Origin of the sequence: Pseudomonas sp. HMWF032 (assembly GCF_003060885.1) — a bacterium.
Lineage (GTDB): Bacteria > Pseudomonadota > Gammaproteobacteria > Pseudomonadales > Pseudomonadaceae > Aquipseudomonas.
In genome coordinates this window covers 185,074-210,945 of the sequence record NZ_QAIG01000007.1, presented here as the reverse complement: position 1 = coordinate 210,945, position 25,872 = coordinate 185,074, and the positions used below count along the sequence as shown (strand labels likewise).

The window sequence follows — 25,872 nt, the reverse complement described above, 5'->3', positions numbered from 1 at the left end:
GTGGAAGCCAACGCCGTTGACCACATGTCGATGTGGAGTCTGATCAGCAACGCCAGCCTGGTGGTGCAACTGGTAATGCTGACCCTGGTGGCAGCATCGGTCATGTCGTGGGTCATGATCTTTCAACGCACTGCGCTGTTGCGTGCGGCCAAGCGCGCTCTGGACAACTTCGAAGAGCGCTTCTGGTCGGGTATCGACCTGTCCAAGCTGTACCGCCAGGCGGGCAGCAACCCGGACCCGGATTCTGGTCTGGAACAGATTTTTCGTGCCGGTTTTAAAGAATTTTCGCGTCTGCGGCAGCAGGCCGGTGTGGATCCGGATGCAGTGATGGACGCGGTGGCGCGTGCCATGCGTGTGGCGATTTCCCGTGAAGAAGAGAAGCTTGAGCAGAGCCTGCCGTTCCTTGCCACTGTGGGCTCCACGAGTCCTTATATTGGTCTGTTTGGTACCGTGTGGGGCATCATGAACTCCTTCCGTGGCCTGGCTCAGGTGCAGCAAGCAACCCTGGCCACTGTGGCGCCGGGTATTGCAGAGGCCCTGATCGCCACTGCCATTGGTCTGTTCGCCGCCATTCCTGCGGTAATCGCCTACAACCGCTTTGCTGCTCGCGGCGAAATGCTGATTGGCCGTTACTACACCTTCGCCGACGAGTTCCAGGCGATTCTGCACCGCAAAGTCCACACCAGCGACGACTAAGCCTTAGGCACTCTTTACGAAAGGTTTTAAGCCATGGCCAGAATTCGCAATAGACGCAAGCCCGTCGCCGAGATGAACGTGGTGCCTTACATCGATGTGATGTTGGTACTGCTGGTGATCTTTATGGTGACCGCGCCCATGCTCAATCAAGGGGTCAAGGTCGATCTGCCGAAAGTCAGCAGTGAAGCCCTGCCGCAGGACAATAACGCTCAGGTGTTGACCATTTCGATCAAGGCCGACAAGACCTATTACTGGAATATGGGCACCGAGGTTGATGTCGATACGGTGCAGGATAAGGCGCTGACGCTGGAAGAAATGACCCGCGCGGTGACGGCGATCATCAACCAGAGCAGGGCAACCGGTAAGCAGGTGCAGGTGTTCGTACGCGGTGACAAAACCGTCGATTACGGCACCATCATGGCGGCTATGGGTGGCTTGCAGCAAGCTGACGTGGGTAACGTCGGGCTGATTACCGAGGCCCCCTGATGCACGACCAGCGCGAGCGTTCGCCCTCGGAAAGTCTGTTCTGGCCGGTTGTCTGGGCTGTAGGCCTGCATGCCATCATGTTTGCCATGTTGTTCGTCAGCTTCGCCTTTGCCCCGGATCTGCCGCCGGCCAAACCGGTGGTGCAGGCGACCCTGTACAAATTGCAGTCGCAGAGCCAGGCCACTACCCAGACCAATCAAAAAATCGCTGGTGAAAAGCCTAAAACAACTGCACCGGTGTATGAAACCGAGCAGCTTGAACAGAAAAAAGCCGAGCAGGAAAAAGTAGCGGCCAAGGCTGCGGAACAAAAGAAAGCGCAAGAGGCTCAGAAAGCAGAAGCCGCGGAAAAGGCCGAAGCCGACAAAAAGGCCGCCGAGCAGAAGAAGCTTGCGGATGTAGCCAAGAAAAAAGCGGCAGACGAGGCGGCTAAGAAAAAAGCTGCCGAAGACGCCAAGAAAAAAGCGGCAGAAGAGGCGAAAAAGAAAGCCGCCGCAGACGCTGCGAAGCAGAAAAAAGCGGATGACGCCAAGAAAAAGGCGGCAGAAGCGGCCCAGCGTAAAGCGGTAGAAGATAAGAAGGCTGCTGCACTGGCTGAGTTGCTGTCCGATGATGTTGGTCGTCAGCAGGCAATCGCTGATACGGTCGGCGATGAAGTCGCCGGCAGCCTGGATGATCTGATTGTTATGCTGGTGAGCCAGCAGTGGCGGCGACCGCCATCGGCGCGTAATGGAATGAGCGTAGAAGTACTGATCGAAATGCTGCCCGATGGCACCATTACCAATGCCAGCGTGACGCGCTCCAGTGGCGACTCGCCATTTGATAACTCGGCCGTGCAAGCGGTGCGTAACGTCGGCCGTATTGCCGAAATGCAACAGCTGGATCGCGCCACTTTTGATCGCCTTTACCGGCAGCGTCGCGCTGTCTTCAAACCGGAGGATTTAGGTCTGTGAATACCCTGATGCGTCTTGTTCTGCTCGGTCTGACCCTGTTGGTCGGTACCGTTCAGGCCGCTGATCCGCTGGTGATCAGCAGTGGCACTGACCGTGCCACGCCCATCGCCGTGGTACCGTTTGGCTGGCAAGGTGGCAACGTGTTGCCCGAGGATATGGCCGAAATCATCGGCAATGACCTGCGTAACTCCGGCGTATTCGAGCCGATCCCTCGGCAGAATATGATCAGCCTGCCGACTCAGGCGACTGAAGTGATCTACCGCGATTGGCAGGCCTTGGGTGCGCAGTACGTGCTGGTCGGTAGTATTGTGCCGAACGCCGGTCGTCTGCAGATTCAGTTCGCCTTGTTCAACGTCACCACTCAGCAGCAGGTCATGACCGGTAGCGTGGGGGGGGGTGTCGATCAGTTGCGTGACATGGCGCACCATATCGCCGATCAGTCCTTCGAGAAGCTCACCGGTGTGAAGGGGGCGTTCTCTACCCGTATGCTGTACGTGACTGCCGAGCGTTTTGCGGTCAACAACACCCGTTACACCCTGCAGCGTTCCGATTATGACGGCGCCCGTGCAGTGACCCTGCTGCAGTCGCGCGAGCCGATCCTCTCGCCATCGTTCGCTCCGGATGGCCGTCGTATTGCTTACGTATCGTTCGAGCAGAAGCGTCCGCGCATTTTTGTGCAGCACATTGATACAGGTCGGCGCGAGCAAATCAGTAATTTTGAAGGGTTGAATGGTGCACCGGCCTGGTCGCCGGACGGCAATCGCCTGGCTTTTGTGCTGTCGCGTGATGGCAACCCGGAAATCTATGTGATGGACATGGGCACGCGTCAGCTGCGCCGTGTGACCAACCAGCCGTCGATCGATACCGAACCCTTCTGGGGTAAGGACGGTCAGACCCTGTACTTCACCTCGGATCGTTCCGGTAAGCCGCAAATCTATAAAACCAACATCAATGGTGGTTCGGCTGAGCGTGTGACCTTTATCGGTAACTACAACGCCAACCCGAAACTCTCTGCTGATGAGAAGACCCTGGTCATGATTCACCGCCAGGATGGTTACACTGTGTTCAAAGTGGCGGCGCAAGACCTGCAGCGCGGCAATCTGCGGATACTTTCAGATACCAGTCTGGATGAGTCGCCTACTGTCGCGCCTAACGGCACCATGGTAATCTACGCCACCCGCCAGCAGGGACGGGGAGTCTTGGTATTAGCGTCCACCAATGGTCGCGTCAGGCTCCCTCTTCCTACCGCTCAAGGCGAAGTTCGAGAGCCTTCTTGGTCCCCTTACCTGAACTGATGCGGCGCTACACCGTTGTTACTTGAAATACTGCTTAACACATTGGGGTTCATTAGGAGTTACATGATGGAAATGCTGAAATTTGGTAAGTTTGCTGCTCTGAGCCTGGCTCTGGCCGTTGCAGTTGGTTGCTCCTCGAAGGGCGGCGATGCTGCTGGCGAAGGCGCTACTGATCCTAACGCCGGTTACGGTGCAAACAACGGTGCCGTCGATGGCAGCCTGAGCGAAGAAGCTGCTCTGCGTGCTATCACCACCTTCTACTTCGAATACGACAGCTCCGACCTGAAACCAGAAGCCATGCGCGCTCTGGACGTGCACGCCAAAGACCTGCAAGGCAATGGCGCTCGCGTAGTTCTGGAAGGCCACGCTGACGAGCGCGGTACCCGCGAATACAACATGGCTCTGGGCGAGCGTCGCGCCAAAGCTGTTCAGCGCTACCTGGTACTGCAGGGCGTTTCCCCGGCTCAACTGGAACTGGTTTCCTACGGTGAAGAGCGCGCTATTGCTACCGGCAACGACGAGTCCTCCTGGGCTCAAAACCGTCGCGTCGAACTGCGTAAGTAATTCGATATGCGTACGTGCCGTCGTGCTTTAACCGTTTTGGCGCTCAGCCTGCCCCTTGCGGCTGTGGCTGAGGTTCCCGTGGTGGATAACAATGCCGGTTACGGCAGCAGTTACCCGCCTGTTGGTTACGGTACGTCCGGCACCTCTGTCGTGACAGGGGCTGCTGCCCCTGTCTCGGCGCAGGGCATGTTGTTCAACCAGCTGCAGCAGATGCAGGATGAGATCGCGCAATTGCGCGGTACGCTGGAAGAGCAACAGAACGAGATTCAGCGTCTGAAACAAGAAAGCCTGGAGCGTTATCAGGATCTTGATAAGCGTCTGAGTGGTGGTGCAGCAGGTGCTGTAATCAACCCGAATTCTTCAACCGCTGGCGCGATCAACGCCAACGGTACGCCGACTCCGCCAGTAGCCGGTCAAGTGCCAGCGCCTGCAACGGCAAGCGGTGAACCAGCCGATCCGGCAAAGGAGAAGCTGTTTTACGAAGCGGCCTTTGACCTCATCAAGGCCAAGGACTTTGACAAGGCCAGTCAGGCATTCACAGCTTTTCTGCGCAAATACCCTAACAGCCAGTATGCCGGCAACGCACAGTATTGGCTGGGCGAAGTGAATCTGGCCAAGGGCGATCTACAGGGCGCCGGCCAGGCCTTTGCGCGTGTCAGCCAGACCTACCCAAGCCACGCCAAGGTGCCGGATTCGCTGTTCAAGCTTGCGGATGTCGAGCAGCGTCTGGGTAATAGCGATAAAGCCAAAGGCATTCTGCAGCAGGTTATTGCTCAGTATCCGGGCAGTTCTGCTGCGCAACTGGCGCAGCGTGATCTGCAGCGCTTGCCGTAAGGCGCTAAGCCGTCTAGAAGCCCGCGCCTGACGCGGGTTTTTTGTATCTGTCGTTTGTTTGTCCGGGAAATGTCTGGCGCGCCTTACGCGTTCTGTCATCCCTATGTGTTCGCCTTGTGGCGTAGCGTTTAAAAACTCCTCCGTTTTAGGGCTAGTCATCTCTGGCGGTCCCCACCGGGCCGTCGTTTGCGTCGTTAAAAACTGCTTTTGGCGGTTTTTTCGTATACAATCCGCGGCCCTTTTCCCGCAACGGAGGCGGACGGCCTGTTTAGCTGTCACGCCCGTGGCTGATATGCAAGATACCCTGCGCATTACCGAGATTTTCTACTCGCTGCAGGGCGAGACGCGCACCGCCGGCTTGCCGACGGTATTCGTTCGCCTGACCGGCTGCCCTCTGCGTTGCCAATACTGCGACACCGCCTATGCCTTCAGTGGCGGCGAAATCATGTCGCTGGATGCCATTGTCCAGCAGGTTGCCGGCTACAAGCCGCGTTATATCTGTGTGACTGGTGGTGAGCCTTTGGCGCAACCCAACTGCATTCCTTTGCTCAAGCGTTTGTGTGATGCCGGCTATGAGGTGTCACTGGAGACCAGTGGCGCGTTGGATGTATCGGCGGTAGACCCGCGGGTAAGCAAGGTCCTTGACCTGAAAACGCCAGGCTCGGCGGAAGTCGCGCGCAATCGCTATGAAAATATCGATCTGCTGACACCCAATGATCAGGTTAAGTTCGTCATCTGTTCCCGTGAGGACTATGACTGGGCGGTAAGCAAGCTGATTCAGTACCGCCTGGCTGAGCGGGTGAGCGAAGTGCTGATGTCGCCCAGTCATCATGAGTTGGATGCACGCTCGCTCGCCGAGTGGATCATTGCCGACAACCTGCCTGTGCGTCTGCAGATGCAGCTGCACAAGATTCTCTGGAATGATGAGCCGGGACATTGATATGAGCGATAAGAAAGCGGTAATCCTGCTGTCAGGCGGCCTGGACTCGGCCACCGTGGTGGCGTTAGCCAAAGCCGATGGCTACAGCTGTTACACCATGAGTTTTGATTACGGCCAGCGCCATCGTTCCGAGTTGCAGGCGGCCGAATTGGTGGCTCGGCAACTGGGCGTGGTCGAGCACAAGGTGATTGGTCTGAACCTCAACGGCATGGGTGGCTCGGCACTTACCGACGTCAGCATCGAGGTGCCGGAAAGCCCGACCGAGGGCATCCCGGTAACTTATGTGCCAGCGCGCAACACGGTGTTCCTTTCCCTCGCGCTGGGTTGGGCCGAAGTGTTGGGTGCGCGTGACATTTTTATCGGCGTTAATGCGGTGGATTACTCAGGTTATCCGGATTGCCGTCCGGAGTTCATCGGGGCATTCGAGCGCATGGCCAATCTGGCGACCAAGGCCGGTGTCGAGGGGCAGGGCTTTCGCATCAAGGCGCCGCTACAGAACATGAGCAAGGCCGAGATCGTGCAGGCAGGTGTGCAGCAGGGTGTTGACTATGCATTGACCGTGTCCTGCTATCAGGCTGACCAGCAGGGCCGCGCATGCGGCAAATGTGACAGCTGCCGCCTGCGTGCTGCGGGCTTCAGTGCGGCCGGTTTAACTGATCCGACCCGCTACTGCTAAATTTTTTCCGCGCACTGTTGAATTTATGAATTAAATCAGTATCATGCGCACCGCGTCGGGTCGTTAGCTCAGTTGGTAGAGCAGTTGGCTTTTAACCAATTGGTCGTAGGTTCGAATCCTACACGACCCACCATATTGACCTTCATTGAAGGTATGAGAAGCCTGAAAGTTCTGATCAATGGAATTTTCAGGCTTTTTTTTGTCTGTAACTTTACCGCCGTACGGGGTTGCACGCTGCCTGCTGCGGCACCATCCAGGCGGGTATACTCGCTGCACTGAGAGCATATTCAGAGCCTGATGACATGACCCAGATTTCCGAACGCCTGTTGGTGCAAGCCCACCTTGACGCCAAGCAGCCCACGCCGCTGACGCCAGATCAGGAGGCGTTTTACCGTGCCGAGATTGCCGCTGAGCTGAAAAAGCAGAACGCTGTGTTGGTGGCTCACTATTACTGCGATCCGGTATTGCAGGCGCTGGCGGAAGAGACCGGCGGCTGCGTATCCGACTCGCTGGAAATGGCACGCTTCGGTAATCAGCACCCGGCGCAGACGGTGCTGGTGGCGGGTGTCAAATTTATGGGTGAAACCGCGAAAATCCTCAATCCGGAAAAGCGCGTATTGATGCCTACCCTGGAGGCGACTTGCTCGCTGGATCTGGGCTGTCCGGTCGAGGAGTTTTCGGCGTTCTGCGATCAGCACCCGCAACGTACCGTGGTGGTGTATGCCAACACCTCGGCGGCGGTTAAAGCGCGTGCTGACTGGGTGGTGACGTCCAGTTGTGCCGTGGAGATCGTCGAGCATCTGATGGACAACGGTGAAAGCATCATCTGGGCGCCGGATCAGCACCTGGGGCGCTATATCCAGAACAAGACCGGCGCGGACATGCTGCTGTGGGATGGCGCCTGCATTGTTCATGAAGAATTCAAGGCCAAGCAACTGGCGGACATGAAAGCCCTGTATCCGGATGCCGCCGTGCTGGTTCACCCAGAATCACCGACCGCAGTGATCGATCTGGCCGATGCTGTCGGCTCCACCAGCCAACTGATTGCTGCTGCGCAGCGTTTGCCGAACAAGACCTTTATCGTTGCCACCGACGCCGGGATTTTCTACAAAATGCAGCAGCTGTGTCCGGGCAAGGAGTTCGTCGCCGCGCCTACCGCTGGCAACGGTGCCGCTTGCCGTAGTTGTGCACACTGCCCGTGGATGGCAATGAACACTCTGCAGCGCACCCTGGAATGCTTACGCGAGGGCCGCAACGAGATATTCGTCGATCCGGCGCTGATTCCCAAGGCGATCAAGCCGCTCAAGCGCATGCTGGACTTTACCCAGGCAGCACGCCTCAAACTTAGTGGTAACGCCTAGCGCGCCTTTGCCAAGGCGCCCATGTTGGGCTCCCTTATTGCTATGGCCAGCGACTGCTGCAGAGCGGCTTGCGTTCTAGCCCGCTACGCCGTCGATCATCGTCATCACCTTCTTTATATGCTCAGTAGCTAGCAGGGCTGTGTACGCTTGTACCGTTACAGTCCTGGCAGCTTTGTACTGTATCGCCCACAATTCAGTGAGCTGTACCGGTGCAATTGTATATGTCCGGTTTACTGTTACGGTTCAGTCAAGCAGGAACATGGTCATGACCAATCTGTTGCTTTATCAGCGCATTGCCCAGCAACTGGCGGAAGACATCCGCCGCGGCGTTTACCAGCCTGGTGAGCGGGTGCCTTCGGTGCGCAAGATGAGCGCGCAGTTGAGTGTCAGCCACGCTACCGTGCTGCAGGCGTATGCCAACCTGGAAGACCAGGGCCTGATTCGTGCCCGCCCGCAGTCCGGCTTTTACGTGCACCAGACCCCGGCCCTGACCGCGCCCACTCCGGATATCGCCCGCGTAGAACGCCCGGGTCTGGTGACGCGCAGCAGCATCATCAATCAGGTACTCACCGAGTCGCGCCGCGAAGGCGTTTTCCCCCTTGGTGCGGCAGTGCCGCATGTGGATTACCTGCCGGTGCGGGCATTGCACCAGCAGTTGGCCAAGGTCACCCGTTTTCACAGTGCGCGGGCCTTCAGCTATATGTTCAGCCCGGGCTTTGAGCCGCTGCGGCGTCAGGTGGCGATTCGCATGCGTGATGCCGGCGTGGTGGTCGACCCGACCGAGGTGGTGATCACCCATGGTTGTGTGGATGCCCTGCAGATGAGCCTGCGCGTGCTGACCAAGCCGGGCGATCTGATCGCCGCCGAGTCGCCGACCTATTACGGCCTGCTGCAACTGGCTGATCTGCTCGGTCTGAAAGTTATCGAGATTCCCAGCGACCCAACCACCGGTATCAGCCTGGAAGCCCTGCAATTGGCGGCCAACCAGTGGCCGATCAAGGCGCTTGTGTTGACTGCGCGGCTGAGCAACCCGCTGGGCGGCACCATTCCCGAAGAGCGTCAGCGCCAGCTGCTGCGCCTGGCCGGTGATTACGATATCCAGATCATTGAAGACGATATCTACGGTGAACTGATGTTCGAGCAGGGCCCGACCAAGGCGCTCAAATCTCATGATCGTGAAGGGCGGGTGATCTACTGTTCGAGCTTTTCCAAGACCCTGTCGCCAGGGGTGCGTATCGGCTGGATCATCGCCGGCAAGTACCAGGATGAAATTCAGCGCCTGCAAACGTTCAGCACCCATTCGGCCTGCAGCGTCACGCAGATGGCGGTGGCGGCCTATTTGGAGAATGGCGGTTACGACCGCCACCTGCGTTTTATCCGCCAGGAATACCGCAAGAATCTCAGTGCCTTCCAACTGGCGGTGCAGCAGTACTTTCCTGAAGGCACGCAGATGAGCCGGCCCAAGGGTGGCTTTATTCTGTGGGTTAGCCTACCGGCGCGGGTCAACACCAAGGACCTGCACGTGCGCGCCCTGCAGCAGGGCATCAGCATTGCGCCGGGGTTGATCTTCAGTAATACCGAGCAGTTCAACCACTGTATTCGCCTGAACTGCGGTATTCCGTGGAATCGCGAAGCCGAGCGTGCCTTGATGACCTTGGGCATGCTGGCCGGGCAGCTATGTCAGGAAGGCGCTGCAAGTTTTTAATCCGGGGTTTAACCCGCCTCACCGCAGGGCTGCGTCTACCTGAGCGAATGGTCTGTTCCGCTCGCCCAGGAGATGCCCTCATGTCTGCTTACCCCGTATTGCTTACCCGTTCTCTGCTTGCCGGTTTTGCCGCAGGCGTATTGATCAGCCTTGGTGCCTGCAGCGCCGCTAACCCCGAAGCGCCTGCCACCGAGGTTGGCGGCCCGCAGCTCAGCGATGAGGCCCACAACCGTGAACGCGCCGAGTTGCATGAGCAGCTGGCCGCGGCACCTGCTGAATTGAAACGTAAAAGCCAGGTGGCGGGCAGGGCGGTGATGCCCAGCGTGGCTTATGCGCCGATGCCGATGTCTGTGCAGGCCGATGCCTTGCCGCCGGGCTACCGTGATGAGAACCGCGAGCAGTATCAGAAGCTGGTGAGCAACCCGGTGCATGCCGTGGTCGAGGCCCCCGTGTCGACCTTTAGCATCGATGTGGATACCGGCAGCTATGCCAATGTGCGGCGTTTCCTCAATGCTGGGCAGTTGCCGCCGCAGGATGCGGTGCGTCTGGAGGAACTGGTCAATTACTTCCCCTACGCCTATCCGCTGCCCAGGGGCGATGCGCCGTTTGGCGTGCACACTGAGCTGGCAGTCACGCCGTGGAACCCCGAGAGCCGCCTGCTGCGTATCGCCATCAAGGCCTCGGATCTGCGGGTAGAGGAATTGCCGCCAGCCAATCTGGTGTTTCTGGTGGATGTCTCCGGCTCGATGGATCGCCGCGATGGCCTGCCCATGGTGCAAAGCACGTTGAAGCTGCTGGTCGAGCAGCTGCGTGCGCAGGACACCGTATCGCTGGTGGTGTATGCCGGCTCATCCAGCGTGGTGCTGCAGCCAACATCCGGCAGTGAGAAAGCCACGATCCGCGCGGCTATCGACCAGCTTGCGGCGGGCGGTTCTACGGCGGGCGAGTCGGGCATTCAGCTGGCCTATCAGCAGGCGCAGCAGGGCTTTATCGACGGCGGCATCAACCGCATCCTGTTGGCCACCGATGGCGACTTTAACGTCGGCATCAGCGATTTTGAAACGCTCAAGCAATTGGCTGCGGACAAACGCAAAACAGGCGTATCGCTGACCACGCTGGGCTTTGGCACTGATAACTACAACGAACAGCTGATGGAGCAGCTGGCCGATGCCGGCGACGGCAACTATGCCTATATCGACAATCTGCGCGAGGCACGCAAGGTGCTGGTCGATCAGCTCAGCTCGACCCTGGCGACGGTGGCCCGCGATGTGAAGATTCAGGTCGAGTTCAACCCAGCCGAGGTCAGCGAATACCGGCTGTTGGGTTATGAAAACCGTGCGCTGAAACGTGAGGATTTCAGCAACGACAAGGTCGATGCCGGCGAAATCGGCGCAGGCCATACCGTGACTGCGTTGTATGAAGTGGTGCCAGTGGGCGGCAAGGGTTGGCTGGAGCCGCTGCGCTATCAGCAAGCGGCCAAGGCCGGCAGCCCGGCGGGCGAACTGGCCTGGCTGCGCATTCGCTACAAGGCGCCAGGGCAGGACATCAGCAAGCTGCTGGAGCAACCGATTCAGGCCAGTCATACGCGTGCTATCAGCCAGGTCAGTGAAGACCTGCGCTTTGCTGCAGCGGTGGCTGCCTTCGCCCAGCAACTCAAGGGCGATACCTATACCGGGCGTTTCAGCCTGGCCGACAGTGCCGAGCTGGCGCGTGCCGCCAAGGGCGATGACCGCTTCGGCCTGCGTGGCGAGTTCGTACAGCTGGTGCAACTGGCGCAGAGTCTGCAAACTGCGACAAACCGTTCAACCAGCGCACGAGTAGAGCAGTGAATCGACCCCTCACGGATGACGACGCCGCCTTGTTGCGGCGTTACCGCCGCGGTGATGCGGCGGCTTTCGCCGAGTTGTACCAGCGTCATCGGCTCGGCCTGTTTCGCTTTCTGCTCGGCCTGTGTGGCGATCACGCCCTGGCCGAGGAGGTGTTTCAGGACACCTGGATGAGCTTGATCCGCAGCCAGAGCGAGCAGCGCGATAGCGTGCTGTTCAAGACCTGGCTGTACCAGATCGGCCGCAACCGCTTGATCGACACCTGGCGCAAGCATGGTCGGCACCAGGCGGGGCATGCTGAGTACGATGAACAGCAGCATGCCCCGCACGACCCGCAGCCGGGGCCTGAGCAACAGCTCAGCCTGAGCCGCGATCAGCAGCGTTTAGAGGCCGCCCTGGCGGATTTACCGGCAGAGCAGCGTGAAGTGTTTCTGTTGCGCGCCCATGGCGACATGGCGTTGGCCGAGATTGCCGAGCTGACCCAGACCCCTGCTGAAACAGTGAAAAGCCGTTTGCGCTATGCCCTGCAGAAGTTACGTCGGCTGCTGGCTGACTCGGCCGCCGAGGAGTTGTCCGTATGAACCACGATCAACATAGGCTCGATGAGCAGGAACGGCAGATGCTTGAGCATTTCCGCCAGCACAGCGTCGGCGAGCCCAGTGCGCAGCTGGATGCACAGATTCTCGCGGCGGCCAGTGCCGCAGCGCGGAGCGTGCCCGCTGCTGAGGTCAAACCTGGCCTGAGTGCGCGCTTGCACAACTGGCTGTTCGGCGCAGGGGGTCGGCAACGCTGGTCGGTGGCGTTGGCCGGGGTTGCTTGCCTGGGGATTGGCGTAAGCCTGACCTGGCGTACCTTCGAGCAGGCTCCAGATGCCTTCGATGCCGTGCCCAGTGGCGCACCGATGTCGCCGGCTGCCGCGTGGACGGCGCCGCAAGCTGCGCCGATGTCCGCGCCGTTGGCAGAATCTGCTGGGGTGGCGGATGAGGCCGAACGCTCGCGTGCGGCGCAACCCGCTCCGGTGAGCCAGGGTTACAGCAGCGATAGCGCCGAGGCGAAGGAAAAACTTTCGGTCGCTGCGCCTGATCAGCTGTTGCGTGAGGAGTCTGCGGTTGATGCATTACAGCCACAAGCTGCCCGTGCGCCAGCGGTGTCAGCGTCCGAGCAAGCGGCTGGCGCTACTGGCAGTCAAGCTGAGCAGCAGTTGCGCAGCGAGTTACAGCGGCTGTTGAAATTGCGCCGTGATGGCTGGACGGATGAGGCCGATGCCTTGTTGCTGCAACTGATGCGTGAGCACCCCGAAGTGGATATCGACGCGCAATTGCAGCATTTGCAGGCGCCCGACTGAGCCGTGTCACAGATCGCCCGGTGCCAGTGCATGCGCTGCTGCCGCGGGCTTTTGCCGCGTGCGGTTACCTGCTGTACAGATTGCAGGGTTGCCAGAGGCCTGGGCAGGGGCGAGCATAGCGGCTTATGACGCTGCCTTCGTATCTGCCATGACCATTATTCAACGCTGCGCGCTGCTACTGACCCTGCTGTCACTGGCAGCCTGTGAGCAGCCTGCCAATCCGCCTGTTCTTCCCAAAACACCGGCTGTGCACGTGCAGCCCGATTCCCCCATGAGTACCCAGACGCCGCCGGCCCCCGTCAGCCCTGCGCCTCAGGTTGAACCACTTGAGGCGCCCAAACCGGTGAGAAACTCGGCGCCTGCCAAGCCAGTTGCCGCTCTCGTTAAAGCCAAGCCCGCTGAGCCGGTGCCGGAGAAAAGAGCCCCACTGGAGTTGAGCCTGCGCCCTGATGTATTCGATCCACTGCAGCCGCTGGAACCACTCAACGACCTGTCGACGCCGTTGTTACCGCCGTTGTTTGTCGAGAAAACTGAGCCGGAAAGTCCCTTTCAGCTCAACGGTAAGCTGATCACCAACGAGCGCGGTGACGACTATTGGCAGTCGGTTGAAGGGGCGCAGTTGCAGTTCGAGTTCAAGCAATAGCCGGCGACTGCCAACACTCGCCGGCCACAGCCCATCAGAAGCGGTAGGCCTGCTTACTGATGGCATTGAACAGGCTGTGATCCAGCCGCGTAAAGCAGGATTCGCCGGGCAGACGCACCCACAACGGTTCTTGCACCCGGTTCGGATCGTAGGCGGCCTGCTTGAGGTCGGCCTTCTTGTATTTGAAGGTGCCGGTGGTTTCCACCTCGCCGAGTAGGCGGATAAACAGCGGCGCGGCGTACACCGGCAATTCGGCATCCAGGTGCGCGGCGAGGGCGGCGCTGTCCAGTTGCTGGCCTTCGCTCAGGCGTAGTGCGGCCATGCCACAACGGCCATTGGTGCCGGAGATTTCTACGCCATACACCACCGCATCTTCCACGCCGGGGAAGGCGCCCAGGACGTTCTCCACTTCGGTAGTTGAGACGTTTTCGCCTTTCCAGCGGAAGGTATCGCCCAGGCGATCAACAAACTGCGCGTGCTTGCAGCCAATATCGCGCATCAGGTCGCCGGTGTTGAACCAGGCATCGCCCTTTTTGAATACGTTGCGCAGGATCGCCGCCTCGCTCTTGGCTGGGTCGGTGTAGCCGTCGAACGGCCATTTGGCGCTGATCTCGCTGATCAGCAGGCCCGCTTCACCTTTCTTGGTCTTTTCCAGAAAGCCTTTCTTGCCACGCACCGCTTGGTCGTTCTCCAAGTCGTAGCGCACGATGGCGTAGGTGGCGGGGGAGAACCCCACGGTGTTATCGAAGTTGAACACGTTGGTAAAACCGATATTGCCTTCGCTGGAGGCGTAGAACTCGGTGATCTGCTCGACCCCGAAGCGTGCCTTGAACTCGGCCCAGATCGAGGGCCGCAGGCCGTTGCCGATCATGCAGCGCAGGCTGTTGTTCTTCTCGGCCGGAGTCGCTGGCTGGTTAAGCAGGTAACGGCACAGCTCGCCGATATAGCCGAAGCAGGTGGCCTGATAACGCTGCACATCCGGCCAGAAGGCGCTGGCGGAGAACTTGCGGCGCAGGGCGATGGCAGCACCACCGGCCAGTGCGGCGCTCCAGCAGACGGTGACGGCGTTGTTGTGGTAGCAGGGCAGCGTCAGGTAGAGCACGTCCAGGTTGTTCAGGGTCAGCCCGGAGTGGCCGAAGCCGCCATAGGCCTTGATCCACTTGCCGTGGCTCATGATCGAGGCCTTGGGCAGACCGGTGGTGCCTGAGGTGTAGATCAGGAAACAAGGGTCCTTCATCTGCACCTTGGCGCTGTCGGGCAGGTTATCGCTGGCCTGGCTGCGCGCCAGTTGCATCAAATTGGTCCAGCCCTCGGGTGCCTGGCCGGCGTCCTGCAGGCAGTCCTGATCGGCCACCCAGTAACGCGGTGTCTGCGGGTTATTGAGTTGCTCGGCAACCTCGTTGAAGGCGGCCAGCAGTTCTTCGCCGATCAGCATAAAACCCGGCTTGACCAGATTCAGGCTGTGCGCCAGCACCTTGCCGCGCTGTGTGGTATTCACCAGCGCCCCGACTGCGCCGAGCTTGCTCAACGCCGCGAGAATGGCCAGCAACTCCAGGCGATTTTCCAGCATCACCGCCACCACGCTGCCATGGCGCACACCTTCAGCCTTGAAGGCCCAGGCCAGGCGGTTGGCCCAAGCGTTAAATTGCGCATAACTGAGGCTGCGCGATTCATCGAGCAGCGCCGGGCGCTCCGGGTGCTCCTGCGCCGCGCGCTCCAATGCCCAGGCCAGCGAGAGGTTCTTCTCGCGGTTGCGGATACCGGCGTAATACAGGCCGCGCAACAGGCGCGGTACACGCGGCAGATGCTGGGGCAGGCGGGTCAGAAAACGCAGTGGGGAAATCAGGTCGGTCTGGCTCATGGCTCTCGCGCTTATGGTTGTTATGCGGGGGCGAAGCGCAACTCTAGTTGTCAGGGCGCATCCCTGCCATGACTCTGGCGCAAGCGATACAGGGCAGATCGGCAAATACCACTGTGACGGGTTGTCGGGCCCTTTGGGTTGTGGCATTACAGCGAACACTGATTTTTATGGAGCCGGCGATGAACCTGAATCAAGTCACTGTCGCGGTCAGCGACGTGCCGCGCGCGATCCGCTTTTACCAGCAGCTGGGGTTGCAACTGATCGTCGAAAGCCTGCCGGACTATGCGCGGTTCTGCTGCCCGGATGGTCAGTCCAGTTTTTCCCTGAGTCGGGTCGAACAGGTGCCTGCCAGCCAGACGCTGATTTACTTCGAATGCGCTGAACTGGACCAGACCGTCGCCCGCCTGCAGGCTCTGGACATCGTGTTCAGCATGCCACCGACTGATCAGCCCTGGCTGTGGCGCGAAGCCTATTTACAGGACCCCGACGGCAATCCGCTGTGCCTCTACCATGCCGGAGCCAACCGTCTGAATCCACCCTGGCGGCTGAGCTGACACGCCAGGTCGGGGGATTTTTGCTGGTTTGCAGGTCACTGAAGGCGGGCTGCGGCTAGCCCCTCCCTCTGCATTCAGTTCAACAGGTTTTACCCAAAGGTCTGTGCAGAGAACAACTCGCCGTATTTCAGCTGCCTCGTTTGCACTTATCTTCGTTGCCCTGGTCCTGTTGGCGAGTGCCGACAACCGGCGCGTTGGCTACTTCGATCGGCCTCCCCATACGCGGTTGCCAGGGCAGGCCGATACTGAAGGGGCGGCTATAGCCTACTTCGCGAAAATTGCCGAGCGCATGCAACTCAGTGTGGTGAGTTATCAGCGTTATCCGTGTCACGTCTATTGCAGATGCTGCAACGTCATCAGCTGGATATGGCACGGATCCTGGCCAAGACCCCGGAGCGTGGAACTACGCTGGTCTAACCGGCGCAGCCCTTTGTGGTGGTTCAGCCGCTGTTGCTGGTGGCCCGCGGGCCCCCTGCAACAAGTGGACTTGGTCGAACAACGGCTGCCCTTGCGTTTAGGTGCCTGGCAGGATGGTTACCGCTCACCCATGTTGCGAGACCTGCGCCTATAGGTGCAAACCCTGAGCAGCAATGTATTGAGCCAGAGCCTGAAAATGCTTCAGGCCGGGCGTCTGGAGGCGTTCTATCATCCCCATGGCCTGGCTGTACGCTATCAGGTGCAGCACCTGGGTATGCAGGGCAGCATCCTTATGCTGCCTTTGCCCCAGGAACACATGCGGCTGTATTCGCATTTTCCCGCTCAGCGGCTGAACGCTATATGCAGCGTTATGAGCAAGCGCAGACTGAGGTGATAGGACAGTAGGACTTCCGTCAGCACAGGCTGCCTTAGTCTTGTTGCGCAAATGTGCTCGGGGTGTGTGGGGGCATTTACTTGGGCGGGTTTGCCAGCCGTTGCCAGAGGTCTTGCCAATTCTGGGCCCAGCAACAGTGATGGTCATACTGCGGGAGTACCCATATCCGGGACTTATGTGCGGTAGACGAAGCTGCAACAAAGGCCTTGCCCAGTTCGGGTGGCACGATCTGATCGTGCTCGCCTAGCAGATGTATCTGTTCTACCACGGCTAATCGTTGACGCATCTGTGCAGGATTGAGTGACTCCAGCAAGGGGGTGAGCCGGTGATGAGCTGTCCAGGCCGCGTGATCAAGATTGCCCGCGACGGTGACTACACGTACGACATCATCCCGGCGTGCCGCCAACAATAAAGCCACGGCACCGCCACCGGAGTAGCCGACCAGCACCAAGCGTCGTGCACCGGCCCTGGCTTTGAGTTGCTCGGTGGCCAGATTGATGCTGTGTACCACCTCTTCGGCGAAGCGGGCTCCGGTCCAGTAATCTGGATGACAGGGTAAATGAGCGGCTCCCAGATACTGGCATGGCCGACCCAGGTAGGCCGCGTTGCCGTCAGGGTGGGCCAGTGCCAGGCGCAAAGCTAGTGGGTCGAGCGGAGTTGGATCGACGGAGGGTTGGTGACGGTTGATCCAGGCCAGGCCGTCACCTTCCAGATATAGAGTTAGTTCTTCACTTTGACGCTGCGGTGTATAGGCCTGCAAGCGGAAGGCGCCAGCCTGCAATTCTGAGGCCTGCCAGTGATGGCTGCTGGCCAGCGCATTGGCATTCTGGCGGCGCGCCTCTGGGCTGGGGAGTGTGTTACAGGCCGTGAGCAGAAGCACCAGGCACCATGCAAGGCGAAGTCCCGGGCGTGTAGAGGGGCTGGCCTCTGTAAACCGTACTATGGCGGCTAATCCCGGTAACCAGATGGGCTTAAGGTCGTGCCGGTTTCGGCAGGATAGTTGAGTCATGTTCGCTCACGCCCTTGGAAATCAAGGCCACGGCATATTATGTAGTGGCCTTGAACGTTACCGGACCTAGAACGCCCAGCGTGCCTTGAGCGATGCACCCTGGTTAGTAAAGTCGCTGCGAACTTCGGCGTCATAACGCAGGCTGACCTCGGTGCCACCGGGCAGGGTGTGGCTCAGGCCAAGACCGGCACGGGCCAGCCAAGGCTCGAGTTCAAGCCCCTCAGTGCTGAAAGTGGCAGTCGCTGCGCCAGCATAGGCAGACGTGATGGAGTTGCTCTCGTTGATGGCGTCATAGCCGCCACCCAGGTTAGCGCTTAGCACAGTACTGCTGTTCAGGGCGTAATCGAGCTTGCCGTCGAGGCTCATAAGCAGTGCTTCAGTATCACGGCTGTTGACATCCAGATTGAGCAGTCCGGCGCCCTTTTCTGCATAGGAGTCATCGCCGATCCAGGTGTAATCGACGCGGGCCGAGGGGGTGAAGGTCAGCTGCTCGGTCAGACGCAGGTCGTGAGCAATGCCAACGCCGGCATGGGCGCTGTAGCCGTCGTAGTCGGATTTGGCTGTGGTGCCGGCAAAGCCGATGCTGCGTTGCCCCTCGGTGCGGTTCTGGCCAACATCGAGTTGGAAGTTCAATTCGGTGGCAGGCGTCAGGGCGTAGCTGCCGTAGCCGATCAACTGGTAGGTGTCGATCTCGGCGCTTTGCGGGGCAATGGTGGAGTCGCTATTGATGTCGGTTGTGGCATAGGCGAAGGCCAACCCGAGGCGGGCATTGTCCGAGACAGCAGTATCGAGACCCAGCGCCAAACCTTTGCTGTCGGCGTCGAAGCCGGCCACGCCATTGCGCTGATTTTGGTCGGCCCAAGAACCGAAGCTCTTGATCCATAACTGCTGTTCGCTGAGCAGCGAATCGCCTGAAGACAGGCCGCTGGTGCTGCCCTGGCGGGCCTGAATCACATCATTGATAGCGGCAAGGCTGTTGCTGATGGCGTTGGTACTGGCACCGGTTAGCAGCGGCAAGGTCTGGCTGGCGGCGTCGGAGCGCAGTTGATTGGTGTTTAGGCCACTGAACAGGGCGAGTAATTGCGGCGTCGCATCAATCACGCGGGCACCAGCCAAAGCGGGGTTGTTACCCTGCAGGGTGGCAGAGTTGAGTACTCCGCCGACTGTTGCCGGTGGTGCTGGCGGTGCCGCATAGAACTGGCCGTCACCATTGGTGTAAAAGACCAGGTTCAGTGGGGTGCCCAGAGTATCGCCCGTGCCAAAGGTGGAAATGACGATGCTGTAAATCTGCCCACCGGTGACGCTAAGACCCACTTGCGGGCAGAGGTCAGGGCTGCCTCCACAACTGACGTTGGCACCCGCACCGAGAATGCTTTCATGGCCGCCCAAGACGGTATCGTCGTTACCCGCCAACGCACCTGCACCCGGTGTGTTTGGGTTGAAGAAGCCACTGTACACAATCATCACCGAGTCAATCGGCGCTTGGCTCTGACCGAAAATAAAGGAGGCACTGCTAAGGGTCGGAACGAAATAAGCCACCGCATAGTTGAAGGGATTGACGCCGCTCGTCAGGGCGCTGGGATTGGCAAGTACTCCAGAACCCAGAGAATTCGGAGTCAGCTGCATCGTACCGGTGGTGGCCGTAGCCCCGTTGACGCTGAAGGTGTAAACGCTGGGCGTGGCATGACTCATGGACGCGTGCAGCAAGGCGCTGAGCAGGCCTGTGGCCAGGGCACATTTCTTGAATTGAAAGAGCGGATACAGTGTGCGGCTCATGGTGATTCCATCGACAGTCAGAGGCGTGCCCACAGCATTGTCAGGTTGCGGGCACCGGTTTGAGATGGCGCGATGCTATCAGTGAGTGCACAGGGCGAAACTGAGCAAATCTGAGCAAATAGGCCGCTTTCAGTCGAGCAGGCAGGCTTGGGCGTAGAAGCAATAACCTTGGTTGCGCAGGGTCTTGACGGGCAGCGGCAGGCCGCTGGCCTGTTCCACATTGCGCCGTAGGCGGCGTATCTGCGTGTCGAGGCGACGTTGGTCATAGGCAAGAAAGTCCTCACCCAGGGCCGTGACGATCTGCTGGCGGCTGACGCATTCCCCGGCCTGCGCCATCAAACAGTGCAGCACGCGCAGGTCTTGCTGGGAGAGTGGCACCGGTGGCGCATTGGGCGGGGTAAGGCGTCGCGGGCCAAGCTGCAAGGTCCAGGACTGCTCTTCGGCATCAAACGCCAGGCGTCGTTGCAATGAAGCCAGGGTGGCGGCCAGTTCATCGAGGTCGCAGCCTTTGTTCAGGTAGTGGTCGGCACCGATGTCCAACCCTTGAATGCGTGCGGCAGCACCACCACCACGGGCGGTGAATACGAGAATGCCCGAGCGGTGGCCAGACTGGCGCAGGCGCTGGATTAAGTGCAGACCGTCACCATCCGGCAGCCCTAGGTCGAGCACGGCCAGCTTGTGCTGCTGGGGCTGAAACAGACGCTGAAACGCTTCAAGATCGGCCGCTGCCGTGGTGGTGTAACCGCAATCATCGAGAAACTCGCAGAGTTCCTGGCGCAGTATGGGGTCGTCTTCGAGGAGGATCAGGCCGGTCATCGCAAGGCATCTCGGGGCAGGGCGTCGGTGGCTTGACAACGCTTGAGCGGGCGCATGGTAGCATCGCCCGCCATGAAAACAATTCAGCATTTCCTCCTCTTCTGGCTGCTTGGGCTGCCGGGTTTTGTTCAGGCCGCGGCGTTACAATTGCAGACGGGGGGCGGTGCAATTCCGGTCAGCGGTTATCTGCAGCGTCTGGATGACCCCCACGCCGTGTTGAGCGCGCAGCAGGCTTTGCAAGCCGAAGGCTGGCAGGCACTGCCATCGAGCCTCAGTGCCGGCTACACCAGCGGCTATGTCTGGTTACGCCTGGAGGTTAGGCCAACCGATGCAGGTGAGCAGCGCTGGATGCTGCGCCTGAGTAATGCCTTGCTCGACGATGTGCGTTTGTATCAGCGCGGTGCTGATGGCGCATGGCAGGAAAGGCGTTCAGGCGAGAACCTGGCGCGTGAGCGATGGCCCATCGACTATCGCTCAGCGGTATTTCCCCTGCGCCTGCAAGGTCAGCAGAACGAGGTGGTGCTGTTACGTTTGCAGACCAAGAATGCCTTGTCAGTCAGCCTGGACTTCATGGAGGCGACGGAGTTCGGCCAAGCCGGGCGGCGCGAGTACATTGCCTATGGGCTGTATTTCGGCATTTACCTCATGCTGTTTGGTTTTCATGTGATTTTCTGGCGCATGACTCAAGCGCCAGAGAGCGGCTGGTATCTGGCCTACGTGGGCTGTTGCGTATGGATTGAGGGGTTGACGATAGGCTTGCCCCAGCAATTGCTTGGCATTCCGGTTCAGCTGAGCGATCCCTTGCTGGGCGTAGCAATGGCACTGAGTCTGCCGATCGGAACTGTTTTTGCCTGTCGCCAATTAGCCTTGGCTCAGGTTTACAACAGATTAGCTAACGGGTTGGTCGCTTTATCCTGGCTGCTGGGCGGCTTGGCCGCCATAGCCGTTCTGCTCGGTTTTTTCCGCCAGGCGGTGCCCGTGGTGCTGAGCGTTTCGCTGGCAAGCATTCCTCTCATGGTGACAGTCGCTACCTGGCTGCTGTGGCGCGGTCATCGACCGGCGCGCTTTTACCTGCTGGCTTTCGGCGTTTTTTATGCAGGCGTCCTGGTGGCCTTCTTGCGCAATTTCGGCGTGGTACCGGCGAATTTATGGACAGATCATGCGGTGGCACTTGGCACGCTGTTGCACATGGGTGCAATGAGCCTGCGCATCATCAGTCATTACAACCGTCTCAAGCGGGACAAGCACTTGGCTCAGGCGCAGAACACTGCGCTGATTCAGCAGCAGAATGCGCATTTGGAGTCACAGGTTGCCTTGCGCACCTTTGAACTCAATCAGGAGTTGCTGCGCCGCGAGCAACTGGAACAGGAACTGCGCGCTACGCTGAGGCGCGAACAGCAAGTGCGTGAAGAGCAGAGCGACTTCGTCGCCATGGTTTCCCATGAGTTCCGTACGCCACTGGCGATCATTGCCACTTCTGCGCAGCAGCTGGGGCGCAAGCTGGATGCACCTGCAGAAAAGAACCTGCGCCGTTGCCAGAACATTCGCGATGCTGCCGCGCGCCTGCTGGCGCTGGTAGACGATTACCTGACCCACGACCGTATGGCTGAGCCGCAGCCGATATCCCGCTTCGCAGCGTGCGACCTGGCGGCACTGCTGAATGGTCTACGGGCCGATTTCCCAGCCGAGCGTATTCTGTTCGATCAGCGTTTGAGCGCCGAGACTTACTGGTGTGATGTGGGCCTGTTACACGTGGCGGTGCGCAACCTGCTGGCGAATGCCGACCGCTATGCGCCCCAGGGCGTACCGGTAAGGCTGGTGGTACGTGAAGAGGGCGGGGTAATCCTGATCAGTGTGAGCCATCCTGGCGCGCTTATCGCCGAGGATGAGCGTGGTCGGTTTTTCCACAAGTATTACCGTGGACGCCATGCGCAGAGCACGACGGGGGCAGGCTTGGGGTTGTATATGGTGCGACGCATCGCTCAGCTTCACGGTGGCGATGCGACGCTGACTAGTTTTGGCGGGGGTGAGGTCATCTGCTTCCGCCTTAGCCTGCGTTTGGCGGCCTGCGGGTATGATTCGAGCTGTACGTTGCCCGTTCAGGCAACCTTGGAGAGGCGAGGCTAGGTGCTGCTCGCCGATGGGGCGGTAGTCGGGCTTCAAGCGAACAGCCCTTTGTGCAACGCCAACACATTGGGTTGAGCCGCGTCCGAATCTCCAGTTGTATCCGCTATCCACACGCTCAACCCTGTACGAGGCGAAACACACACCGACCTTGAGGCCGGTGTGTATTCAGCAGGCCTCAGTCGACAAACAGATCGTTCATCAGTTTGCCGGCCGGATCAAAGCGGTACTGCTCGAAGTCTTGCTGGCCCTGCTCTCGGAGAATTTCTTCGTCGATCAGCAGGCGCCCGCTGATGCTGCGTTCGCTGCTGGACAGGATGGCATGGGCGGCATCGGCCATGATCGCCGGCAGGCGTGCGGCCTTCATCACGGCCGGGCCGCCGGCTTCGAATTCGATGGCGGCGGTGGCGATCACCGTTTTGGGCCAGAGCGAGTTGACGCTGATGCCGTACTTTTTGAATTCCTCATGCATACCTAAGGTCAGCATGCTCATGCCGTATTTGGTGCTGGTATAGGGGCCGTAGGTGGCGAACCACTTGGGGTCGAGGTTAAGCGGAGGCGACAGGCTGAGAATATGGCCCTTGCTCTGCTTAAGGTAGGGCAACGCCGCCTGGCTGCAGACCATCACCGCACGGGTGTTGATCTGGAACATCAGGTCGAAGCGCTTGGGCGGTAGGTGCTCAACGCCCATCAGCTTGATTGCGCCGGCATTGTTGATGACAGCATCGATGCTGCCGAAGTGCTCGAAGGCATTGGCCATGGCCGCCTTTACCGCGTCCTCGTCGCGCACATCCAATTGCAGGGCCAGGGCTTTGCCGCCGGCAGCTTCGACTTCGGCGGCTACCGAGTGAATGGTGCCTGGCAGTTTGGCGTGGGGCTCGGCGCTTTTGGCTGCAATCACGATATTGGCGCCCTCACGCGCGGCGCGCAGGGCGATTTCACGGCCGATGCCACGGCTGGCGCCGGTGATAAATAGGGTTTTGCCTTGCAGTGACATATGTGTTCTCTCGCTTTTTATGGTTTTTGTGGGAGGTGCCGGGCGGCGATCCGCTTTAGCCGCGACAAGTAACTAATTAGTCGTGGCTAAAGCCCCTCCCACGGGATGCGATCAGCTTTCGCTGGCTTCGATTTCCACCAGCAACTGACGGTTCTTCACCTGATCGCCGCGGCTCACGCCAATGCGGCGTACCACGCCGTCGATACTGGCCTTGAGCGGGTGTTCCATCTTCATCGCTTCCAGCACCACCAGCAGTTGGCCTTTGCTGACCGTGGTGCCTTCTTCGACCAGCACTTCGACAATTGCCCCGTCCATCGGTGCTTTCACGCTGCCCGAGCCGGCACCTGCGGCGCTGCTGACGGGCAGGTGGGTGATATCGGTGAGCTGCAGGTTGCCGTTATGGCCGTACAGCCAGAGCTGTTCTCCGGCCAGGTGGTAGGCCAGGCGCTGGCGAATGCCATCCAGCTCCAGAGTGACCCAGCGGCCGTCGCTGGCCAGCAGTTTGAGGCTGACCTGCTGCTCGGCAATGCTCGCCAGCAGGCTGGGCTGTGGACCGTCGGCCTGCACGTGCAGCTCCACGCTGAAGGTCTGCTCGCCCTGCTTGAGCAGAAAGCGCCAGGGCGCGCTGCCGGCATTGCGCCAGCCGGAGAGGCCCGGTTGGTGGGCGCGGGCATTGGCCGACTGCTGGAACAGCAGGGCAGCGGCGGTGGCTAACTCGGCCACCTTTGGTGGTTGTGGGCTCAGGCTAGGGTCGCTGGCGAAATGCTCGGCGATAAACGCGGTGGTGGCATTGCCGGCGGCAAACTCGGGGTGGCTGAGTAGGTTGGCGAGAAAACGCTGGTTGCCGTTGACGCCCAGCAGCACGCAATCCTCAACCGCACGCACCAACTTGCGCCGGGCTTCTTCGCGGGTGGCACCGTAGGCAATCACCTTGGCCAGCATCGGGTCGTAGAACGGGCTTATCACCTGACCTTCAAGCAGACCATGGTCGATGCGAATACTGTCGCGCAGCGCCGGCTCCCAGCGCAGGGCGGTGCCGGTTTGTGGCAGAAAATTATGGGCGGCGTCTTCGGCGTACAGGCGCACTTCCATGGCGTGGCCGGTCAGGCGAATTTCGTCTTGTTTGAGTGGCAGCGGCTGGCCTTCGGCGACGCGAATCTGCCAGGCGACCAGGTCTTGCCCGGTGATCAGTTCGGTGACTGGGTGTTCGACCTGCAAGCGGGTGTTCATTTCCAGAAAGAAGAATTCGCCGCTCTGATCGAGCAGAAACTCGACGGTGCCAGCGCCGACATAATTCACTGATGCGGCGGCTTTGACGGCGGCCTCGCCCATGGCTTGGCGCAGCTCGGGCGTCATCACCGGGCAGGGCGCTTCCTCGACCACTTTCTGGTGGCGACGCTGCACCGAGCAGTCGCGTTCGCCCAAATAGACGATGTGGCCGTGCTGATCGCCGAACACCTGAATTTCCACATGGCGCGGTTGGATCACTGCACGTTCGAGAATCAGCTCGCCGCTGCCGAAGGCGTTCTGCGCCTCCGAGCGCGCCGTGCGGATTTGCGCCAGCAACTCGCTGGATTCATGCACCAGACGCATACCACGGCCGCCGCCACCGGCGCTGGCCTTGATCATCAGCGGGTAGCCGATGCGCTCGGCCTCGCGGCTCAGGGTGTCGTCATCCTGGGCCGCCCCTTCGTAGCCGGGAATGCACGGCACGCCGGCTTCGAGCATGGCGATTTTCGACAGGCGCTTGCTGCCCATCAGGTGGATGGCTTCCACGGTCGGGCCGATAAACACGATACCGGCGGCTTCGCAGGCGCGGGCGAAGTCGGCGTTTTCCGAGAGAAAGCCGTAGCCGGGGTGGATCGCGTCGGCCCCGGTTTTTTGTGCTGCCTTGATAATGTTGTTGATGACGAGATAGGACTGGTTGACCTGCGCCGGGCCGATGCAGACCGCCTCGTCGGCGACGTGCACGTGGCGCGCATCGCTGTCGGCCTCGGAATACACAGCCACGGTGCGGTAGCCGAGGTCTTGGGCGGTGCGCATCACCCGGCAGGCGATTTCCCCGCGGTTGGCGATCAGAATCTTATTGAAGGCGGGCATCTGGGTGCTCCTGCTGGGTAGTAAGCCTGGCGATCAGGTCATTTGTAGAGGGGCTTATTCAGCGGCCCACGTCGGTGGGCGTTTTTGCATAAAGGCCATGGTGCCTTCGATGCCTTCGGCTCCGGTGACGGCGGCGGCAAACTGCTCGGCGGCTCGGTCGAGCAGCGGGCCGAGGGCTTCGTGTTCGGCAGCCAGCAGCAGGGCTTTGGTGTGTGCGTTGGCCTGCGGCGCGCACTGGCGTACCTGGCTCAGTACCTGCTGTAAGCGGGCGTCGAGGTGCTCGCTGTCAACTTCGCTGAAATGCACCAGGCCCAGGCGTTCGGCCTCGCTGCCATTGAAACGGGCGGCGGTCAGGGCCAGCCGGCGGGTTTGGGTCAGGCCGATGCGCTTGACCACAAAGGGCGCGATTTGCGCCGGGAGAATGCCCAGCGTGGTTTCTGGCAGGCCGAATTTGGCGTCCTGCTGGCAAAGGGCGATATCCGATACGCAGGCCAGGCCGAAGC

Annotated in this window: 23 protein-coding genes and 1 tRNA gene; 17 read left to right on the top strand and 7 right to left on the bottom strand. The window is 60.0% G+C overall.

Annotation, left to right across the window (positions count from 1 at the left end):
- The 15 genes from tolQ (at nucleotide 1) to DBR00_RS12005 (ending at nucleotide 13,321) form a co-directional block, all read left to right on the top strand.
- Nucleotides 1-696 (top strand): protein TolQ, encoded by a 696-nt coding sequence (gene tolQ / locus DBR00_RS12075; RefSeq protein WP_090252616.1) that lies wholly within the window; start codon nucleotides 1-3, stop codon nucleotides 694-696.
- Nucleotides 697-729: 33 nt separating this feature from the next.
- Nucleotides 730-1,182 (top strand): protein TolR, encoded by a 453-nt coding sequence (gene tolR, locus DBR00_RS12070; protein WP_108489820.1) that lies wholly within the window; start codon nucleotides 730-732, stop codon nucleotides 1,180-1,182.
- Nucleotides 1,182-2,132 (top strand): cell envelope integrity protein TolA, encoded by a 951-nt coding sequence (tolA, locus tag DBR00_RS12065; RefSeq protein ID WP_108489819.1) that lies wholly within the window; start codon nucleotides 1,182-1,184, stop codon nucleotides 2,130-2,132. Before tolR ends, tolA begins: the two co-directional genes overlap by 1 nt.
- The gene (tolB, locus tag DBR00_RS12060; protein WP_108538062.1) at nucleotides 2,129-3,427 is read left to right on the top strand and encodes a Tol-Pal system beta propeller repeat protein TolB; all 1,299 of its coding nucleotides are present in this window, start codon (nucleotides 2,129-2,131) and stop codon (nucleotides 3,425-3,427) included. The genes tolA and tolB overlap by 4 nt, the downstream gene beginning before the upstream one ends.
- Before the next feature lie 66 nt (nucleotides 3,428-3,493).
- Complete coding sequence (gene pal / locus DBR00_RS12055; RefSeq protein ID WP_108486567.1) at nucleotides 3,494-3,991, top strand: peptidoglycan-associated lipoprotein Pal; 498 nt, start codon at nucleotides 3,494-3,496, stop codon at nucleotides 3,989-3,991.
- A gap of 6 nt (nucleotides 3,992-3,997) precedes the next feature.
- Nucleotides 3,998-4,825 carry a tol-pal system protein YbgF gene (ybgF, locus tag DBR00_RS12050; protein WP_108486566.1) on the top strand — a complete coding sequence of 276 codons (828 nt, stop codon included), beginning with the start codon at nucleotides 3,998-4,000 and terminating at the stop codon, nucleotides 4,823-4,825.
- A gap of 292 nt (nucleotides 4,826-5,117) precedes the next feature.
- Nucleotides 5,118-5,765 (top strand): 7-carboxy-7-deazaguanine synthase QueE, encoded by a 648-nt coding sequence (queE, locus tag DBR00_RS12045; RefSeq protein ID WP_108486580.1) that lies wholly within the window; start codon nucleotides 5,118-5,120, stop codon nucleotides 5,763-5,765.
- A 1-nt stretch (nucleotide 5,766) separates the two neighbouring features.
- Nucleotides 5,767-6,441, top strand: coding sequence for a 7-cyano-7-deazaguanine synthase QueC (queC, locus tag DBR00_RS12040; RefSeq protein ID WP_108486565.1), 675 nt, complete (start codon nucleotides 5,767-5,769; stop codon nucleotides 6,439-6,441).
- A gap of 57 nt (nucleotides 6,442-6,498) precedes the next feature.
- Nucleotides 6,499-6,574 (top strand) — tRNA-Lys (locus tag DBR00_RS12035).
- A gap of 169 nt (nucleotides 6,575-6,743) precedes the next feature.
- Nucleotides 6,744-7,802 (top strand): quinolinate synthase NadA, encoded by a 1,059-nt coding sequence (nadA, locus tag DBR00_RS12030; RefSeq protein ID WP_108486564.1) that lies wholly within the window; start codon nucleotides 6,744-6,746, stop codon nucleotides 7,800-7,802.
- A gap of 265 nt (nucleotides 7,803-8,067) precedes the next feature.
- The gene (locus DBR00_RS12025; RefSeq protein WP_108486563.1) at nucleotides 8,068-9,507 is read left to right on the top strand and encodes a PLP-dependent aminotransferase family protein; all 1,440 of its coding nucleotides are present in this window, start codon (nucleotides 8,068-8,070) and stop codon (nucleotides 9,505-9,507) included.
- An 80-nt stretch (nucleotides 9,508-9,587) separates the two neighbouring features.
- On the top strand, nucleotides 9,588-11,336 hold the full coding sequence (locus DBR00_RS12020) for a VWA domain-containing protein (protein ID WP_108486562.1): 1,749 nt from the start codon (nucleotides 9,588-9,590) through the stop codon (nucleotides 11,334-11,336).
- Entirely contained in the window at nucleotides 11,333-11,914 is a 582-nt protein-coding gene (locus DBR00_RS12015; RefSeq protein WP_108486561.1) for an RNA polymerase sigma factor, read from the top strand. Before DBR00_RS12020 ends, DBR00_RS12015 begins: the two co-directional genes overlap by 4 nt.
- Nucleotides 11,911-12,678, top strand: a complete 768-nt coding sequence (locus DBR00_RS12010) for a hypothetical protein (protein WP_108486560.1) — start codon at nucleotides 11,911-11,913, stop codon at nucleotides 12,676-12,678. The genes DBR00_RS12015 and DBR00_RS12010 overlap by 4 nt, the downstream gene beginning before the upstream one ends.
- A 148-nt stretch (nucleotides 12,679-12,826) precedes the next feature.
- Nucleotides 12,827-13,321: a hypothetical protein gene (locus tag DBR00_RS12005; RefSeq protein ID WP_256582999.1), complete on the top strand. Its 495-nt coding sequence runs from the start codon at nucleotides 12,827-12,829 to the stop codon at nucleotides 13,319-13,321.
- A 34-nt stretch (nucleotides 13,322-13,355) separates the two neighbouring features.
- On the opposite strand, the gene DBR00_RS12000 is transcribed toward DBR00_RS12005, so the two are convergent.
- Complete coding sequence (locus tag DBR00_RS12000; protein ID WP_108486559.1) at nucleotides 13,356-15,182, bottom strand: long-chain-acyl-CoA synthetase; 1,827 nt, start codon at nucleotides 15,180-15,182, stop codon at nucleotides 13,356-13,358.
- 179 nt (nucleotides 15,183-15,361) lie between these two features.
- Here DBR00_RS12000 and DBR00_RS11995 point away from each other — a divergent pair, with 179 nt between their 5' ends.
- Nucleotides 15,362-15,736, top strand: a complete 375-nt coding sequence (locus DBR00_RS11995) for a VOC family protein (RefSeq protein ID WP_108486558.1) — start codon at nucleotides 15,362-15,364, stop codon at nucleotides 15,734-15,736.
- Between the two features lie 887 nt (nucleotides 15,737-16,623).
- On the opposite strand, the gene DBR00_RS11985 is transcribed toward DBR00_RS11995, so the two are convergent.
- The 3 genes from DBR00_RS11985 to DBR00_RS11975 all read right to left on the bottom strand — a co-directional run bounded on the left by DBR00_RS11985 (nucleotide 16,624) and on the right by DBR00_RS11975 (nucleotide 20,148).
- Nucleotides 16,624-17,427 (bottom strand): alpha/beta hydrolase, encoded by an 804-nt coding sequence (locus DBR00_RS11985; RefSeq protein WP_256582998.1) that lies wholly within the window; start codon nucleotides 17,425-17,427, stop codon nucleotides 16,624-16,626.
- 195 nt (nucleotides 17,428-17,622) lie between these two features.
- Complete coding sequence (locus DBR00_RS11980) at nucleotides 17,623-19,332, bottom strand: autotransporter outer membrane beta-barrel domain-containing protein (protein WP_108486556.1); 1,710 nt, start codon at nucleotides 19,330-19,332, stop codon at nucleotides 17,623-17,625.
- A gap of 129 nt (nucleotides 19,333-19,461) precedes the next feature.
- Nucleotides 19,462-20,148: a response regulator transcription factor gene (locus DBR00_RS11975; RefSeq protein WP_108486555.1), complete on the bottom strand. Its 687-nt coding sequence runs from the start codon at nucleotides 20,146-20,148 to the stop codon at nucleotides 19,462-19,464.
- A 72-nt stretch (nucleotides 20,149-20,220) separates the two neighbouring features.
- Between DBR00_RS11975 and DBR00_RS11970 the strand changes: the two genes are divergently transcribed.
- A complete protein-coding gene (locus DBR00_RS11970; protein ID WP_158271566.1) occupies nucleotides 20,221-22,275 on the top strand; it encodes a sensor histidine kinase in 2,055 nt (684 codons plus the stop codon).
- Between the two features lie 175 nt (nucleotides 22,276-22,450).
- Here DBR00_RS11970 and DBR00_RS11965 read toward each other — a convergent pair whose 3' ends face one another.
- From DBR00_RS11965 to DBR00_RS21065, 3 genes are all read right to left on the bottom strand, one after another.
- A complete protein-coding gene (locus DBR00_RS11965; protein ID WP_108486553.1) occupies nucleotides 22,451-23,269 on the bottom strand; it encodes an NAD(P)-dependent oxidoreductase in 819 nt (272 codons plus the stop codon).
- A gap of 111 nt (nucleotides 23,270-23,380) precedes the next feature.
- Nucleotides 23,381-25,369: an acetyl/propionyl/methylcrotonyl-CoA carboxylase subunit alpha gene (locus tag DBR00_RS11960; protein WP_108486552.1), complete on the bottom strand. Its 1,989-nt coding sequence runs from the start codon at nucleotides 25,367-25,369 to the stop codon at nucleotides 23,381-23,383.
- A 54-nt stretch (nucleotides 25,370-25,423) separates the two neighbouring features.
- On the bottom strand, nucleotides 25,424-25,872 hold a 449-nt coding region (locus tag DBR00_RS21065; RefSeq protein ID WP_256582997.1), incomplete at its 5' end, for an enoyl-CoA hydratase-related protein.